The sequence below is a fragment of the Aeromicrobium sp. 636 genome (assembly GCF_024433585.1).
Lineage (GTDB): Bacteria > Actinomycetota > Actinomycetes > Propionibacteriales > Nocardioidaceae > Aeromicrobium > Aeromicrobium senzhongii.
In genome coordinates this window covers 371,676-384,462 of record NZ_WNJU01000001.1, presented here as the reverse complement: position 1 = coordinate 384,462, position 12,787 = coordinate 371,676, and the positions used below count along the sequence as shown (strand labels likewise).

The following is a 12,787-nucleotide window of genomic DNA, read 5'->3' as shown; positions in this document are numbered from 1 at the left end:
TCGGGGAGCCAGGTGAACCGGACCCTGGGGGGACTCGATGACCGAGACCAGTGGAGTGACCAACCGCGGTCGTCGAGGTGCGGCCGGGCTGCTGGTCCTGACCCTGCTCGCGGGCCTGCTGTTCGCGATGACCCCGGCCCAGGCTCAGCCGATCATCGGTGGTGAGGACGAGCCGTTCCCGGTCGGCTCTCCGTTCACCGAGCTGCAGATCGGACCGCTCACCGGAGAGCTCGGCGTGCTCGACGTTGACGGCTACACCGGACCCTCCACCTTCGATCCGGTGACCGAGGGCTACCCGGCCGCGACCGACGTCCCGACCACGTGGCCCACCCGCAACGACGGCTATGCCGGCGTCATCCCGGCCAACGATGCCGAGGGCAACGAGGTGCTGACGTACTGCATCGACGTCTTCACCTCGACCCAGACGGGCATCCCGTACGAGCGAGGGGAGTGGAACGAGTCGAACGTCAGGAACCTCGGCTACGTCGCCTACATCCTGCAGAACTACTACCCGACCGTGCCCGACGTGCCGGCCGGAGTCGCCGACAACGTCCGGGCCGGCGCGGTCCAGTCGGCGATCTGGTTCTTCAGCGACAGCTTCGTGCTCGATCCCGACAACAACCCCCAGCTGTTCGACCTCACGTCGGAGATCGTCGCGGACGCGATCGCGAACGGACCCTTGGCCGAGCCCGCACAGCCCGACCTCAGCGTCTCGCCGCAGACGGCACAGGCACCCGCCTCCGGCGACCTCGTCGGACCCTTCACGGTCACGGCGGACGGTCCGTCGACTTTGCGCCTCGAAGGTGTGGAGGTCTTCGCCGACGCCGCGGGCACCCAGCCGCTCGCCGAGGGCGCGACGGTCCAGCCCGGCGCACAACTGTGGACGCGAAGCGCCAGCACGGCCGCCTCCCAGGGCTTCTCCTTGCAACGCGAGGTGCCCGTGCGGGAGAGCACTGTCTATCTCTACGACGGTTCGATCCCGGGGCGGAACTCTGCCCAGAGCCTGATCCTCGCCGAGAACAGCACCATCGCGGCGGTTGCCAGCGTGCGCATCACGCGCGTGGCCAGTGGCGGCATCGAGGTCACCAAGACGATCAGCGGCGACGCAGCGGGACTGCAGAGCGCGGTCGAGGTCCTGGTGACCTGCACCCCCCAGGGCGGCGGTCCCGTCGTCGAGCGGACCCTGACGGTGCCGGCCGGAACGGCCGCCGGGTCGCAGGCGGAGACGTTCACCGGACTGACCACCGGGTCGTCCTGCGTCGTCACCGAGCCCGAGGACGGCGACAACGGGCTGGTGGTCGTGACCGCCACGTCCATCGAACCCGAGACCGTGTCGGTCGTGGCCAATCAGACCGCGTCCGTCGCGGTCACGAACGAGTACGCGCGCGCCACCGGCGGGGTCCGGGTCACCAAGACGATCACCGGCGAGGCGGCGGGTCTGCAGGGTCCGATCGAGGTCCTCCTGACCTGCACCCCACCAGACGGGGGCGCCGAGATCCAACGAACCCTGACGATCCCGGCCCAGTCCCCAGCGGGCTCGCAGTCGGAGGACTTCATCGGCCTGCCCTCGGAATCGGAGTGCGTCGCCACGGAGCTCGAGAACGGTGACAACGACCAGGTGAGCGTCACGGCCACCTCGATAGAACCCGGGACCGTGACCGTGCTCGAGGGCGCCGGCACACCGGTGACGGTCACGAACGAGTACGCGCGGGCGACCGGCGGACTCCAGGTCACGAAGACGATCACGGGCGACGGCGCGGGCCTGCAGGGTCCGATCGAGGTCTTGGTGTCGTGCACTCCCGAGGGCGGGGGCACCGCACTCGAGCGGACCCTGACGATCCCCGCGGGGAGCCCGGCGGGCACGGTGTCGGACACCTTCTCCGGGCTCCCGGTGGGTGCGACCTGCGCCATCACCGAGCCGGAGGACGGTGACAACGGCCGGGTGACCGTGACAGCCACGTCCATCGCCCCAGAGACGGTCACCATCGCCGAGGGCGCGACCCCTGCCGTGGCCGTCACGAACGACTATGACGCCACGGTCGGCGGGATCACCGTCACCAAGACGATCAGCGGCGGGGGAGCCGGCCTCCAGGGGCCGGTCGAGATCCTCGTCGCCTGCACCGACCCCGAGGACGGCAGCACGATCGAACAGGCCGTCACCATCGCGGCCGGCACCGGCGCGGGGATCGAGACGACCACCCTGACGGCATTCCCGGCCGGCTCGACCTGCACGATCACCGAGCCCCAGGACGGCGACAACGGACTCGTCAGCCTGACCGCCTCGTCCATCGACCCCGCGACCGTCACGGTCGTGGAGAACGCGAACGAGCCGGTCGCCGTGACGAACGAGTACGCCCGCGCCGTCGGAGGGCTGCAGGTCACGAAGATCATCGGTGGACCGGCCGCAGGGGAGCAGGGCGAGGTCGTCCTGGACATCGACTGTGACGATGCGGACAACGCCTTCGACCAGCAGTTCACCATCCCGGCAGGCTCGCTCGCGGGCGGCTACGTCGAGACGCTGGAGGGCATCCCGGCCGGCACGAACTGCGAGGTCACCGAAACCGCCACCGGCGAGACGGACACCGTCGTCCTCTCGACGCCGGTGACGATCACGCCCGGACCGGTCACGATCGTGGAGGAGCTCGTCGGCGAGGTCGTGGCCACGAACACGTACCGGACGCAGGACCAGGGTGGCGACGATGAGGAGCAGGGCGGCGGCGGTGGCAGCGACTACGGCGGCTACTACGACGACTTCCTGGCCAGCACCGGCGGTCCGTGGGGTCCGGCCTGGGGAATCGGCGTCGCACTGCTCGTCGCCGGTGGCGGCGCGCTGATCGTGCATCGTCGCCGCAGCATGTGAGGTCAGGCTCGCCCGCGGACGCGAGTGATGGTGGCGCGGCGCGGCACAGGCCGGTTCGAAAAAACTCCGTCCCCGGGGGTAAGGACGCTCGGCGGCTGGACACTACGGGGTGTGGAGCATTCGATGCGCGAGCCCGGCGGGCACGAGTCGCTGGTCAATCAGATCGGCCGGGGGAGCGAGCCCGCATTCGATGCCCTGTACGCGGGCACGGCTCCGGCGGTCGCCCGATTCGCGTGGTCGCTGACGGGTACGCGCGACGCGGCCGAAGAGCTGTTGCAGGAGACGTTCCTGACGGCATGGCGCAAGCACGGCTCGATCCAGCTCGTGAACGGATCGGCCTTGCCCTGGCTGTTGGTGACCTGCCGCAATCACGCCCGCAACCACGTCAGACGAGAGATCAGACAGCGCGAACTGTTGGAACGCCACGACCAATCGGTCGCCGCCGATCCGATCAACGGCGAGGCCGCCACACAGCTTCGCGCTGCCCTGGACTCCATCCGAAGTCTTCCCGAGGTCGATCGATTGCTGTGCGAATGGTGTCTGCTCCAGGGATACAGCTACCGAGAGGCCGCCCAGCGGTTGGCGATCAGCGAGGCTTCCGTGGGCAAGCGGTTGCATCGGTCGCGCCAACAGATCAGAAGGGATTCCCACTGATGGCCAGTGACGCTCTGGAAGACCGGCCGAGCGAGGCCGAGTTCGACGACATGGTGGCCCGGATGCACGCGACGATTCGCCGAGCGATGCGGGTGGAGTCCGTGCCCTGGTGGCGAAGGGTGTCACGGCTGACGACGGTTCTGAGTGCGCTGGTGGCGACCGGCGCGGTCGCTGGGGGCGCCTACGCCGCCACCCACCTGTTCACTCCACCGCCACCGCCGGAGGTTCTCACCGGGAGTACCGTCATCGAACTCGATGCACCGGCGCCCGAGGACAAGTGGCTCAACGTGCAGATGGCCTACACCTGCAAGCCGGGGGAGCGCTTCACCCTGCAGGACGGCGAGCGCGTGATCTTCGATGAAGACTGCGACGCCGAGTACTACAACACCGACGAGTCCATGTCCGGATCGCCCTCGGACGTGGCAGCAACGGCGGATCCGGGAGCAGGTAAGGGCCGGGCCCAACGGGGGATCTTCAAGAGCATCCCGGTGGCAGAGGTCGATGGTGCCGAGCTGGTCCTGGACTCGACCCTCAGCCGGGAGTACCGACTCGTGGCGGTCTTCAGCCCCACAGCAGCGATGACACCCCTTGTCCTCCCGGGTCGAAGGGCCGATGGGCAGACCGACTGGGCCACACCCGATTACACCGTCAACCAGTACGGCCTCACCGTCGGGCACCCGAGAATCAACACCCCCGAAGACCAGTGGCCCGATCTCATCCCGACCACGTTCAAGGGTCGTGAGGCCTACCTTCTGGGCGATGACGTGATGACGGCTCGCGCCATGAACCCGGACCAAGCCGAAAATGACACGGACCGCCTGCGCCGGGAAGGCCTCATCGACGACGAAGGGAACCTCTACAAGAAGGTCTACGCCGCTGACGGAACAACCATGCTCGGCCGATTGCTCGTCGGCAGCGTCAGTGAGCGTTGACGAGGAGTCCAGAGCCGTCGATCTCGGGGGGGTCTTCCGCGTAACTGACATAATGTGCATTATCGGACAAATAGGCAGACCGGGAAATCAGTGAGTCGGGGCCAGCGGATCGTCCCACAGTGTCAGGCAGAACGGATGCCCGACCGGGTCGGCATAGACCAGGCAGTGATCGGCGTTCGGTTGCCACTGGAAACGCGTCGCACCGGCGGTGAGCACTCGTGACTCGGTGGCCACCAGGTCGTCGACCAAGAAGTCCAGATGCATCTGCATCGGCACGGCGCCGTCGGGCCAGGTCGGCGGCCTGAAGTCGGCGTCCTGCTGGAACCCGATCTGTCCGCCCGGGCCGGTGACCCGGGCCCAGGCCGACGTGCCGTGCGCCTCGCCCCGAGTGATGACGGCGTAGAACCGTGCCAGCGCGAACGCGTCGGGTGCGTTCAGCGTGATGTCACTCAGGGTGATCGCGTCAGACGTCACGACACGTCGGCGTTCTTGAAGGACGGCGCCAGCTCGGTCCAGCGGCGTCGCCAGTGCGGCGACGGTTCCGTGGCGGACCAGCCGTCAGGATGCGCCGTCCCATCGAGCTCGAGCGACCGACCCAGATCCTCGAGGTGGGCCTGCCAGCCCGCCCCGTGGACGTGGAGCTCGTCCAGCGGCAGGCCGCGTTCCTCCACGACCAATCGCGTTTGCTCCCCCTCGGCGGTCAGCCACGCCTCGATCTCGCACTCCTGGTCGGTGCCGGCGGAGGTGGTGACGAGCAGATGATGCGGCCGGTCGCAGACGTCGATCCGGCCCGGACTGCTCCACGTGCTGGTGAACGTCATCTCGACCGTGCCGCCGACCCGCAGGTCACCGGACACGTGCGCGATCCATCGCGCGAGCCGCTCCGGCACCGTGCACGCGTCCCACAGGTCGTCGATGTCGGTGTCGTAGACGTCCTCGACCCGCACCGCGCCTGTCGTGGCGTCCAGTGCGCGCATCGTCGTCGTGGTCATGAGCCCGCCTTCTTCCCTCGAGCGATCTCGGTGTGCAGGGCGTCGAGGCGGTTCTGCCACAACGCGCGGTAGTCGTCGAGCCACTCGTCGACCTCGATCAGCGCCTCCGGCCGCAGGCGGTAGATCCGCCGCTGCGCCTCCTGGCGTGCCTCCACCAGGCCGGCCTCACGCAGCACGCGCAGGTGCCGCGACACTCCGGGGCGGGCGATCGGCAGAGCGTCGGCCAACTCCCCCGCGGTCGCCTCGTGGTCGCGCAGGATCTCGAGCACGGTGCGCCGACTCGGGTCGGCCAGCGCTTGCAGTACGGCGTCCATGAATCGAACGTACCAAGGCGGTTACGTAACGTCAAGGGTACTTACGGGGCGAGGAACGGAACCTCGCGGCCGGTGAACGCCGCGAGCCGCTCGTACGGGTTCGCGCCGTCCGGTGCCGGCTGCCGGGGCCCGAAGGCCCGGCCGCGCTGCTCGTCGGTGAGGGCCGCCGACATGAAGTCGTAGCCCGTCTCGGCGATCTCGGGGTCGAATCCCGACGTGTCGCCACCCACCGCGGAGGCGAGGTCCCAACTGTGCACCGAGAGCTCGCCGGCCAGCATCCCCTCCGGAACGGACTCGGGGTGCTGACCGAGCGTCGCGAGCAGCCGGTTCGCGTGCGCGTGGAAGACCGCGGTGGGGTCGTCATGACGGGGCGTCGGAACGGACCAGTCGACCGACTCCCCCGCCGCCATCGTCGAGAACTGCGCGGGGAGGTTGACCAGATGGTCCACGAGGTCGCGGACGGTCCACTCGACGCAGGGAGTCGGCGCGTCCCACGCGTCCTCGGGGACGTCGGCCAGCAGTGCCTCGGCCTGCTCGAGGGCTCGGGCGATGACGGAAGAGCTCATGGCGCCACTCAACCCCGGTGCTCCGACAGTTCCTCGGCCGTCGCCGACCACAGGTGTCCGTCCGGGTCGGCGAAGGTGCCGGTGTAGCCCCACGGCTGCGCCGCCGGCTCGCTGACGATCTCGGCGCCCGCAGCCCGCGCGCGAGCGATGAGCTCGTCGACCTCGGAGCGGGTCGTGGCCGACCAGGTGAAGAGGCACTCGTGCTGCTCGACCGGCGCCACCGGGCGCCCGCCGGTGACCCAACCGAAGCCGCCGGACGGGATCAGCATCAGCTTGACGGTCTCGGACAGCGAGAACTGCAACGGCTCGGGCACACCGTCGTCGGCCGGCTCGCCCGGCGCCGTCAGGTCCAGGACGCGCTCGTAGAAGTCGCACGACGTCCTGCGGTCGGAGATCGGCAACGAGATCACGACGTTCTGGTGGGCCATGGGTCCAGCGTGGCCCACCCGACCGCAGGTGGGAACCCGTGACCGGTGCTGTTGCCGTGCCGGCGAGAACTGTCGGCGCGTTCTCCTAGCGTCGGGACATGGCCACTCACGAGTACTCCACGCGGCTGGCGTGGGCGGGTTCCACCGGCGACGGCTACCGAGCGTACGACCGAGCACACGAGGTCGAACTCGCCGGCGGCACGCTGGCCGTCAGCGCGGACGCGTCGTTCCGCGGTGATGGAAGCCTCACGAATCCCGAGCAGTTGCTGCTCGCCGCAGCCAGCTCGTGTCAACTGCTGTCGTTCCTGTCCGTCGCCGCGCTGGCCAAGATCGACATCGTGGCCTACGAGGACGAGGCCACCGCCCTCATGCCGCAGACCTCCGGCCCGATGCGCATCACCGAGATCGTCCTGCGGCCACGCATCACGGCGCGTGGGGCGGACGAGTCCACGCTGGCGCAGCTGGTCGAGACGGCGCACCGACAGTGCTTCATCGCGAACACCCTCAACGCCCCCGTGCGCGTCGAGCACTCGGTCGAGTGGGCCTCCTGATGCGCGACATCGCCATCCCGGCGCCCGACGGTGCGGCGTCGCTCGAGCGCATCGGCACGATCCTGGGCGCCGCCGGCGTGGACCTCCTTGGCGGTGGGATGTGGGAGCACACGGCGCACTACCTCGTCGCGGACGCGGACACCGCGACCCGTGCGCTGCAGGACGCCGGCATCGAGGTGGTCGCTGTCCGTGACGTGCTGCTGGTCACCCTCGATGCCGACGTCCCCGGCGCCCTCGGACGGCTCATGCGCCAGCTCGCCGCCGCCGACGTCCGACTCGACGTCCAGTACACCGACCACCACGGGCGCAAGGTCCTCGTGGTCGACGACCGGTCCCGCGCCGCCCACGCCGTGGGGCTGACCGACGGCTCCGCTCCGACGTAACGTGGCTCACATGACCAGTCGATTGGAAGCCCTTGTCGTCGACGCGAACGATCCCGCGCGGCTGGCGGCGTTCTGGGGCAGCGTCCTCGAGCGCAACATCGTCGAGAGCCCGGACGACGACGGCGTCCTGACCCTGACGGCGCCGGACGACGTCTCGTTCCCGATCGACATCGAGCCGACACGCCATCCCAAGACCCTCCTGAACCGGATGCACTTCGACCTCACCAGCTCGTCCCCCGAGGATCAGCAGGCGACGGTCGAGCGTGTGCTGTCGCTCGGCGGCAGTCACCTCGACGTCGGGCAGCTGCCGACCGAGCCGCACATCGTCCTCGCCGACCCCGAGGGCAACGAGTTCTGCGTGCTGGGCCCCGACAACCGGTTCACCGCGGGGTGCGGACGCATCGGCGCGCTCTCGTGCGACGGCAGTCGGGCCACCGGCGAGTTCTGGCAGGCGGCGCTCGACTGGCTCATGGTGTGGGACGAGGGCGACGAGACCGCGATCCAGTCGCCGCACGGCGGGACGAAGATCTCGTGGGGCGGACCGCCCCTGATGGAGAAGCCGTCGAAGAACCGCTGGCATCTCGACATCCGCCCCTACGGCGACCAGGCGGCCGAGGTCGAACGGCTCGAGCAACTGGGTGCCGCCCGCACCGACATCGGCCAGGGAAAGGTCAGCTGGGTCGTGATGCGCGATCCGGACGGCAACGAGTTCTGCGTCCTCAGCGGAGCACGACCGGCTTGACCCACCGGCTCCACTCCCCCTGCGGTGCGTAGCCGGCGGAGCGCCACAGCGAGACGCCGGGATCGTTCTCGTCGAGCACCATCGCGCACATCCGCGTGGCACCGAGGGCGGTCAAACGGCGCTCGGCCTGGTCGAGCAGGCGAGACCCCACTCCCCTCCCCCGCTGCTGCGGGTGCACCGCCAGCCGGTAGAGGTTCGCCCGCCACCCGTCCCAGCCCGCCACGACGCAGCCCACGATCTCGCCCGCCTGCTCGGCCACGATGACCGCCGCCGGGTCGCGCGCCAGCAACTGCGCGACGAGGCGGGCCTCATCGGCTGGCCGCGCGGCGTTCTCGGCCGAGTTCGCCCAGAACGCCAGGAGGATCTCGATGTCGGCGACCTGCGCGTGGCGGAGCTCCAGATCCCCCTCGCGAACGCGCAGGGGGTGCTCGGCGAAGGTCGGTACCTCGAAGCCGTCGACGTGCGCCACGACCTGCTCGTCGGAGAGCTGCAGGTCGTCCGGACCTGATCCCGTGCGGGTGCGGACGCGGGCCAGCGCGGTCTGGCGATCGACGGGGAGGAACACCGTCTCGGCCAGGACGCCGATCTCGGCCGCCAGCGCGCGGTAGGCGTCGCGCAGGGCACGGGTGCTGAACGAGAAGTCCACGACGACGTCCTCGCCGTGGATGACCGACTCCACGAGTTGTCCGCGCAGGTCCTGCTCGATCTCGACCAGGACGTCCTGCGGCACGTCCAGGCTCCGGAACCCGTGCCGCCACGTCTCGACGTCGAACGAGAGTCGCAGCCACCCCGCGTCCGCCAGCTTTCGGGCGTACGTCGACTTGCCGGCGCCCGTCGCACCGCACATCAGCACCACCGTCACGGCGGGCTACTCCTGGATCGCCGTCGACGCGATGAAATCGGCCAGCACGTCGGCGAACCGGTCGGGGTCGTCGAGGTGCGGGAAGTGGCCGGCACCCGGGAACAGCTCGACGCGGCAGCTCGGCACCGACTTCTGGGCATTGATCGCGTGCCAGGCGGGGATCATGCGGTCCTTGGTCCCCCACACCAGCAGCACCGGGATCGGCCGCACGTGGGCGAGGTGGTCGTGGGCACTGATGGTCTGCCCACCGGGATCGACCACGGCGCGGGTCGTGGCGAGGAAGGCCTTGCGGCTCTCGCGATCACCGAGCGACGTGAACCCGCGCCAGATCGCCCCGACATCGGCTCCGGGCTTCCAGCCGATCCTGGCGGCCGTGCGGCCGACCGACTCGACCTTTCCGAGCACCCAACCCGACGCGACGACGCTGAGCACCTGCTCGGCGCCGGGCAACGTCGCGGACCGCAACAGCGGGCTGACCTCGCGACCGAGCCCGCCGCTGGCGACCAGCACGAGCCGCTCGACGCGCTCGGGGAACAGGTAGAAGAACTGCATCGCGATGCCGCCACCCAGGGAGTGCCCGACGACGGTGACGGTGTCGATCCCGAGGCGGTCGAGCAGATCGCGCAGCGTCGCGGCGTGGGAACTGAGCGAGTAGTCCCCCATCGGCTTCGCGGACGCCCCGTGGCCGAAGAGATCCGGCACGATCACCCGTTGGGTGTCGTCCATCCGGTTCACGAGGTGCTTCCAGTTGTGCTGCGAGCCCAAGATGCCGTGGATGAACAGCACGACGGGACCGTCGCCGCGATCGAGGTACGAGAGTCGATGGCCGTGCAGGACCATCGTGTGGGGCGAGCTCGGCACAGGGCCTCCTAGACCTGGAACGGTCGGGTTACCCCACGGTAACCCTGTTTGGCGGATGCGTGCGGCCGATCCGCCGCACCGGTGACGCAGATCGCGCCGGGAGCGAGGCATTCAGGGCCCGACGTAGGCCGCCAGGTGCTCTCCCGTCAGGGTCGACCGCTGGGCCACGAGATCGCTGGGCACGCCCTCGAACACCACCCGTCCGCCGTCGTGACCCGCGCCCGGGCCCAGGTCGATGATCCAGTCGGCGTGGGCCATGACGGCTTGGTGGTGCTCGATGACGATGACGGACTTGCCCGAGTCGACGAGGCGGTCGAGCAGGCCCAGCAGTTGCTCGACGTCGGCCAGGTGGAGACCCGACGTGGGCTCGTCCAGGACGTACGTGCCGCCCTTCTCACCCATGTGGGTCGCCAGCTTGATCCGCTGGCGCTCGCCTCCCGAGAGGGTCGAGAGGGGCTGGCCCAGCGTCAGGTAACCCAGCCCGACGTCCTCGAGCCGCGCGAGGATCCGGGCGGCCGCGGGCACGTTGACGCCGTCCTTGGCGAAGAAGGCGTGGGCCTCGGCCACGGGCATGGCCAGCACCTCGCTGATGTCACGCTCGCCGAGCGTGTACTCCAGCACCGCGGCGTCGAACCGCCGTCCCTCGCACACCTCGCAGGGCGACTCGACCGTGGCGAGGATGCCCAGGTCCGTGAAGACCACGCCCACGCCGTTGCAGTTGGGGCACGCGCCCTCGGAATTGGCCGAGAACAACGCCGGCTTGACGCCATTCTCCTTCGCGAAGGCCTTGCGGATCGGGTCGAGCAGGCCGGTGTAGGTGGCGGGATTGCTGCGTCGCGATCCGCGGATCGCCCCCTGGTCGATGGCGACGACGTCCTCGAGCTTCGCGACCGAGCCGTGGATCAGCGAGCTCTTGCCCGATCCCGCGACGCCCGTCACGACCACGAGGACGCCCAGCGGGATGTCCACGTCGACGTCCTGGAGGTTGTGGCTGTTCGCGCCCCGGATTTCCAGCTGGCCGGTGGGCTTGCGGACCTCGTCCTTGAGCGAGGCGCGGTCGTCGAGGTGCCGCCCGGTGACCGTGGCGCTCTCGCGCAGGCCGTCGACCGTGCCCTCGAACATGATCTGTCCACCGCCGCTGCCGGCGCCCGGGCCGAGATCGACGACGTGGTCGGCGATCGCGATCACCTCGGGCTTGTGCTCGACGACGAGCACGGTGTTGCCCTTGTCGCGCAACTGCAGCAGCAGCTGATTCATGCGATCGATGTCGTGCGGGTGCAGCCCCACGGTGGGCTCGTCGAAGACGTACGTGACGTCGGTCAGGGACGACCCCAGGTGGCGGATCATCTTGGTGCGCTGCGCCTCGCCACCGGACAGGGTGCCGGCCGGACGATCCAGCGACAGGTAGCCCAGCCCGATCTGCACGAACGAGTCCAGCGTGTCGGACAGCACCTTCAGCAGCGGCGCCACGGACGGCTCGTCGAGGTCGTGGACCCAGGCCGCCAGATCGGTGATCTGCATGGCGCCGGCGTCGGCGATGCTGATGCCCCGGATCTTCGAGGAGCGAGCGCCCTCGTTCAGTCGGGAGCCGTGGCACTCCGGACACGTCTGGAACGTGATGGCCCGGTCGACGAACGCCCGGATGTGGGGCTGCATCGACTCGCGGTCCTTGGAGAGCATCGACTTCTGGATCTTCGGGATGATCCCCTCGTAGGTGACGTTGATGCCGTCGACCTTGATCTTCGTCGGCTCCTGGTGGAGCAGGGCGTCCAGCTGCTTCTTCGTGAAGTCCTTGATCGGCTTGTCGGCGGGGAAGAAGTCGCCGTTGCGGAAGATGCGGCCGTACCAACCGTCCATCGTGTATCCGGGGATCGTCAGGGCGCCGTCCTCGAGCGACTTCGTCTCGTCGTACAGGGCCGTCAGGTCGAAGTCCGAGACGGCGCCTCGCCCCTCGCACCGGGGGCACATGCCGCCGGTGACCGAGAACTCACGGCGCTCCTTGACGGTGCGCCCGCCGGTCTCGAACGACACGGCTCCGGCGCCGCTGATCGACGCCACGTTGAACGAGAACGCCTGCGGCGAGCCGATGTGGGGCTCGCCCAACCGGCTGAACAGGATCCGCAGCATGGCGTTCGCGTCGGTGGCGGTGCCCACGGTCGACCTCGGGTCGGCGCCCATGCGCTCCTGGTCCACGAGGATCGCGGTGGTCAGGCCGTCGAGGACGTCGACGTCCGGGCGCGCGGTCGTGGGCATGAAGTTCTGCAGGAACGCGCTGTACGTCTCGTTGATCAGCCGCTGGGACTCCGCAGCGATCGTGCCGAAGACGAGCGAGCTCTTGCCCGAGCCCGAGACTCCGGTGAAGACGGTGAGCCGCCGCTTGGGCAGCTCGACGTCGACGTCCTTGAGGTTGTTGACGCGAGCGCCGTGAACACGGATGAGGTCGTGGCTGTCGGCTGGATGGGGCACGCGGTGGTTCCTCCCGGTGAGCGGTTCCTGAACGATAGTCGCGCCAGTACGGTGAGGGGAACGACCGAAGGCGTCCGGATCCGGACCCGCGTCAGAAGTCCCGCGACGGTGTCGATCCCGGCCGACGCCGTTCGACGTCATGGTGAGAGGGCGCACGAGGCGCCCGGCGGAAGGGG

General features: G+C 69.4%; 14 protein-coding genes. 6 read left to right on the top strand and 8 right to left on the bottom strand.

Features of this window, described 5'->3' with window-relative positions:
- The first annotated feature begins 37 nt into the window (after nt 1-37).
- The 3 genes from GL325_RS01865 to GL325_RS01855 all read left to right on the top strand — a co-directional run bounded on the left by GL325_RS01865 (nt 38) and on the right by GL325_RS01855 (nt 4,446).
- The gene (locus GL325_RS01865; RefSeq protein WP_187768419.1) at nt 38-2,860 is read left to right on the top strand and encodes a thioester domain-containing protein; all 2,823 of its coding nucleotides are present in this window, start codon (nt 38-40) and stop codon (nt 2,858-2,860) included.
- Between the two features lie 111 nt (nt 2,861-2,971).
- Complete coding sequence (locus tag GL325_RS01860) at nt 2,972-3,514, top strand: sigma-70 family RNA polymerase sigma factor (RefSeq protein WP_187768418.1); 543 nt, start codon at nt 2,972-2,974, stop codon at nt 3,512-3,514.
- Complete coding sequence (locus GL325_RS01855) at nt 3,514-4,446, top strand: hypothetical protein (RefSeq protein ID WP_187768417.1); 933 nt, start codon at nt 3,514-3,516, stop codon at nt 4,444-4,446. The genes GL325_RS01860 and GL325_RS01855 overlap by 1 nt, the downstream gene beginning before the upstream one ends.
- An 87-nt stretch (nt 4,447-4,533) precedes the next feature.
- On the opposite strand, the gene GL325_RS01850 is transcribed toward GL325_RS01855, so the two are convergent.
- From GL325_RS01850 to GL325_RS01830, 5 genes are read right to left on the bottom strand one after another with little or no spacing between them, the layout of a single operon-like run.
- Nucleotides 4,534-4,920 carry a VOC family protein gene (locus GL325_RS01850; protein ID WP_187768416.1) on the bottom strand — a complete coding sequence of 129 codons (387 nt, stop codon included), beginning with the start codon at nt 4,918-4,920 and terminating at the stop codon, nt 4,534-4,536.
- Nucleotides 4,917-5,438 (bottom strand): SRPBCC family protein, encoded by a 522-nt coding sequence (locus GL325_RS01845; protein WP_187768415.1) that lies wholly within the window; start codon nt 5,436-5,438, stop codon nt 4,917-4,919. Before GL325_RS01845 ends, GL325_RS01850 begins: the two co-directional genes overlap by 4 nt.
- A complete protein-coding gene (locus tag GL325_RS01840; protein WP_154594978.1) occupies nt 5,435-5,752 on the bottom strand; it encodes a helix-turn-helix transcriptional regulator in 318 nt (105 codons plus the stop codon). The genes GL325_RS01845 and GL325_RS01840 overlap by 4 nt, the downstream gene beginning before the upstream one ends.
- Nucleotides 5,753-5,793: 41 nt before the next feature.
- A complete protein-coding gene (locus tag GL325_RS01835; RefSeq protein WP_187768414.1) occupies nt 5,794-6,318 on the bottom strand; it encodes a TIGR03086 family metal-binding protein in 525 nt (174 codons plus the stop codon).
- A gap of 8 nt (nt 6,319-6,326) precedes the next feature.
- On the bottom strand, nt 6,327-6,746 hold the full coding sequence (locus GL325_RS01830; protein WP_154594976.1) for a VOC family protein: 420 nt from the start codon (nt 6,744-6,746) through the stop codon (nt 6,327-6,329).
- Between the two features lie 98 nt (nt 6,747-6,844).
- Here GL325_RS01830 and GL325_RS01825 point away from each other — a divergent pair, with 98 nt between their 5' ends.
- From GL325_RS01825 to GL325_RS01815, 3 genes are read left to right on the top strand one after another with little or no spacing between them, the layout of a single operon-like run.
- A complete protein-coding gene (locus tag GL325_RS01825; protein ID WP_187768413.1) occupies nt 6,845-7,297 on the top strand; it encodes an OsmC family protein in 453 nt (150 codons plus the stop codon).
- Nucleotides 7,297-7,680, top strand: coding sequence for an amino acid-binding ACT domain-containing protein (locus tag GL325_RS01820; protein ID WP_187768412.1), 384 nt, complete (start codon nt 7,297-7,299; stop codon nt 7,678-7,680). Before GL325_RS01825 ends, GL325_RS01820 begins: the two co-directional genes overlap by 1 nt.
- Before the next feature lie 10 nt (nt 7,681-7,690).
- Nucleotides 7,691-8,422, top strand: a complete 732-nt coding sequence (locus GL325_RS01815; protein ID WP_154594973.1) for a VOC family protein — start codon at nt 7,691-7,693, stop codon at nt 8,420-8,422.
- Here the strand turns inward: GL325_RS01815 and GL325_RS01810 are convergent.
- The 3 genes from GL325_RS01810 to GL325_RS01800 form a co-directional block, all read right to left on the bottom strand.
- Nucleotides 8,400-9,284, bottom strand: a complete 885-nt coding sequence (locus tag GL325_RS01810) for a GNAT family N-acetyltransferase (protein WP_187768411.1) — start codon at nt 9,282-9,284, stop codon at nt 8,400-8,402. The two genes, GL325_RS01815 and GL325_RS01810, sit on opposite strands and share 23 nt — an antisense overlap.
- A 6-nt stretch (nt 9,285-9,290) precedes the next feature.
- Nucleotides 9,291-10,145 carry an alpha/beta fold hydrolase gene (locus GL325_RS01805; protein ID WP_223110946.1) on the bottom strand — a complete coding sequence of 285 codons (855 nt, stop codon included), beginning with the start codon at nt 10,143-10,145 and terminating at the stop codon, nt 9,291-9,293.
- Between the two features lie 111 nt (nt 10,146-10,256).
- Nucleotides 10,257-12,611 carry an excinuclease ABC subunit UvrA gene (locus GL325_RS01800; RefSeq protein WP_255955373.1) on the bottom strand — a complete coding sequence of 785 codons (2,355 nt, stop codon included), beginning with the start codon at nt 12,609-12,611 and terminating at the stop codon, nt 10,257-10,259.
- Nucleotides 12,612-12,787 lie beyond the last annotated feature (176 nt).

Bases quoted from the DNA above. Each gene is read 5' to 3' on its own strand.
- GL325_RS01845 (WP_187768415.1), bottom strand. From the start codon at position 5,438: ATGACCACGACGACGATGCGCGCACTGGACGCCACGACAGGCGCGGTG.
- GL325_RS01865 (WP_187768419.1), top strand. From the start codon at position 38: ATGACCGAGACCAGTGGAGTGACCAACCGCGGTCGTCGAGGTGCGGCC.
- GL325_RS01855 (WP_187768417.1), top strand. From the start codon at position 3,514: ATGGCCAGTGACGCTCTGGAAGACCGGCCGAGCGAGGCCGAGTTCGAC.
- GL325_RS01830 (WP_154594976.1), bottom strand. From the start codon at position 6,746: ATGGCCCACCAGAACGTCGTGATCTCGTTGCCGATCTCCGACCGCAGG.
- GL325_RS01840 (WP_154594978.1), bottom strand. From the start codon at position 5,752: ATGGACGCCGTACTGCAAGCGCTGGCCGACCCGAGTCGGCGCACCGTG.
- GL325_RS01835 (WP_187768414.1), bottom strand. From the start codon at position 6,318: ATGAGCTCTTCCGTCATCGCCCGAGCCCTCGAGCAGGCCGAGGCACTG.
- GL325_RS01825 (WP_187768413.1), top strand. From the start codon at position 6,845: ATGGCCACTCACGAGTACTCCACGCGGCTGGCGTGGGCGGGTTCCACC.
- GL325_RS01815 (WP_154594973.1), top strand. From the start codon at position 7,691: ATGACCAGTCGATTGGAAGCCCTTGTCGTCGACGCGAACGATCCCGCG.
- GL325_RS01820 (WP_187768412.1), top strand. From the start codon at position 7,297: ATGCGCGACATCGCCATCCCGGCGCCCGACGGTGCGGCGTCGCTCGAG.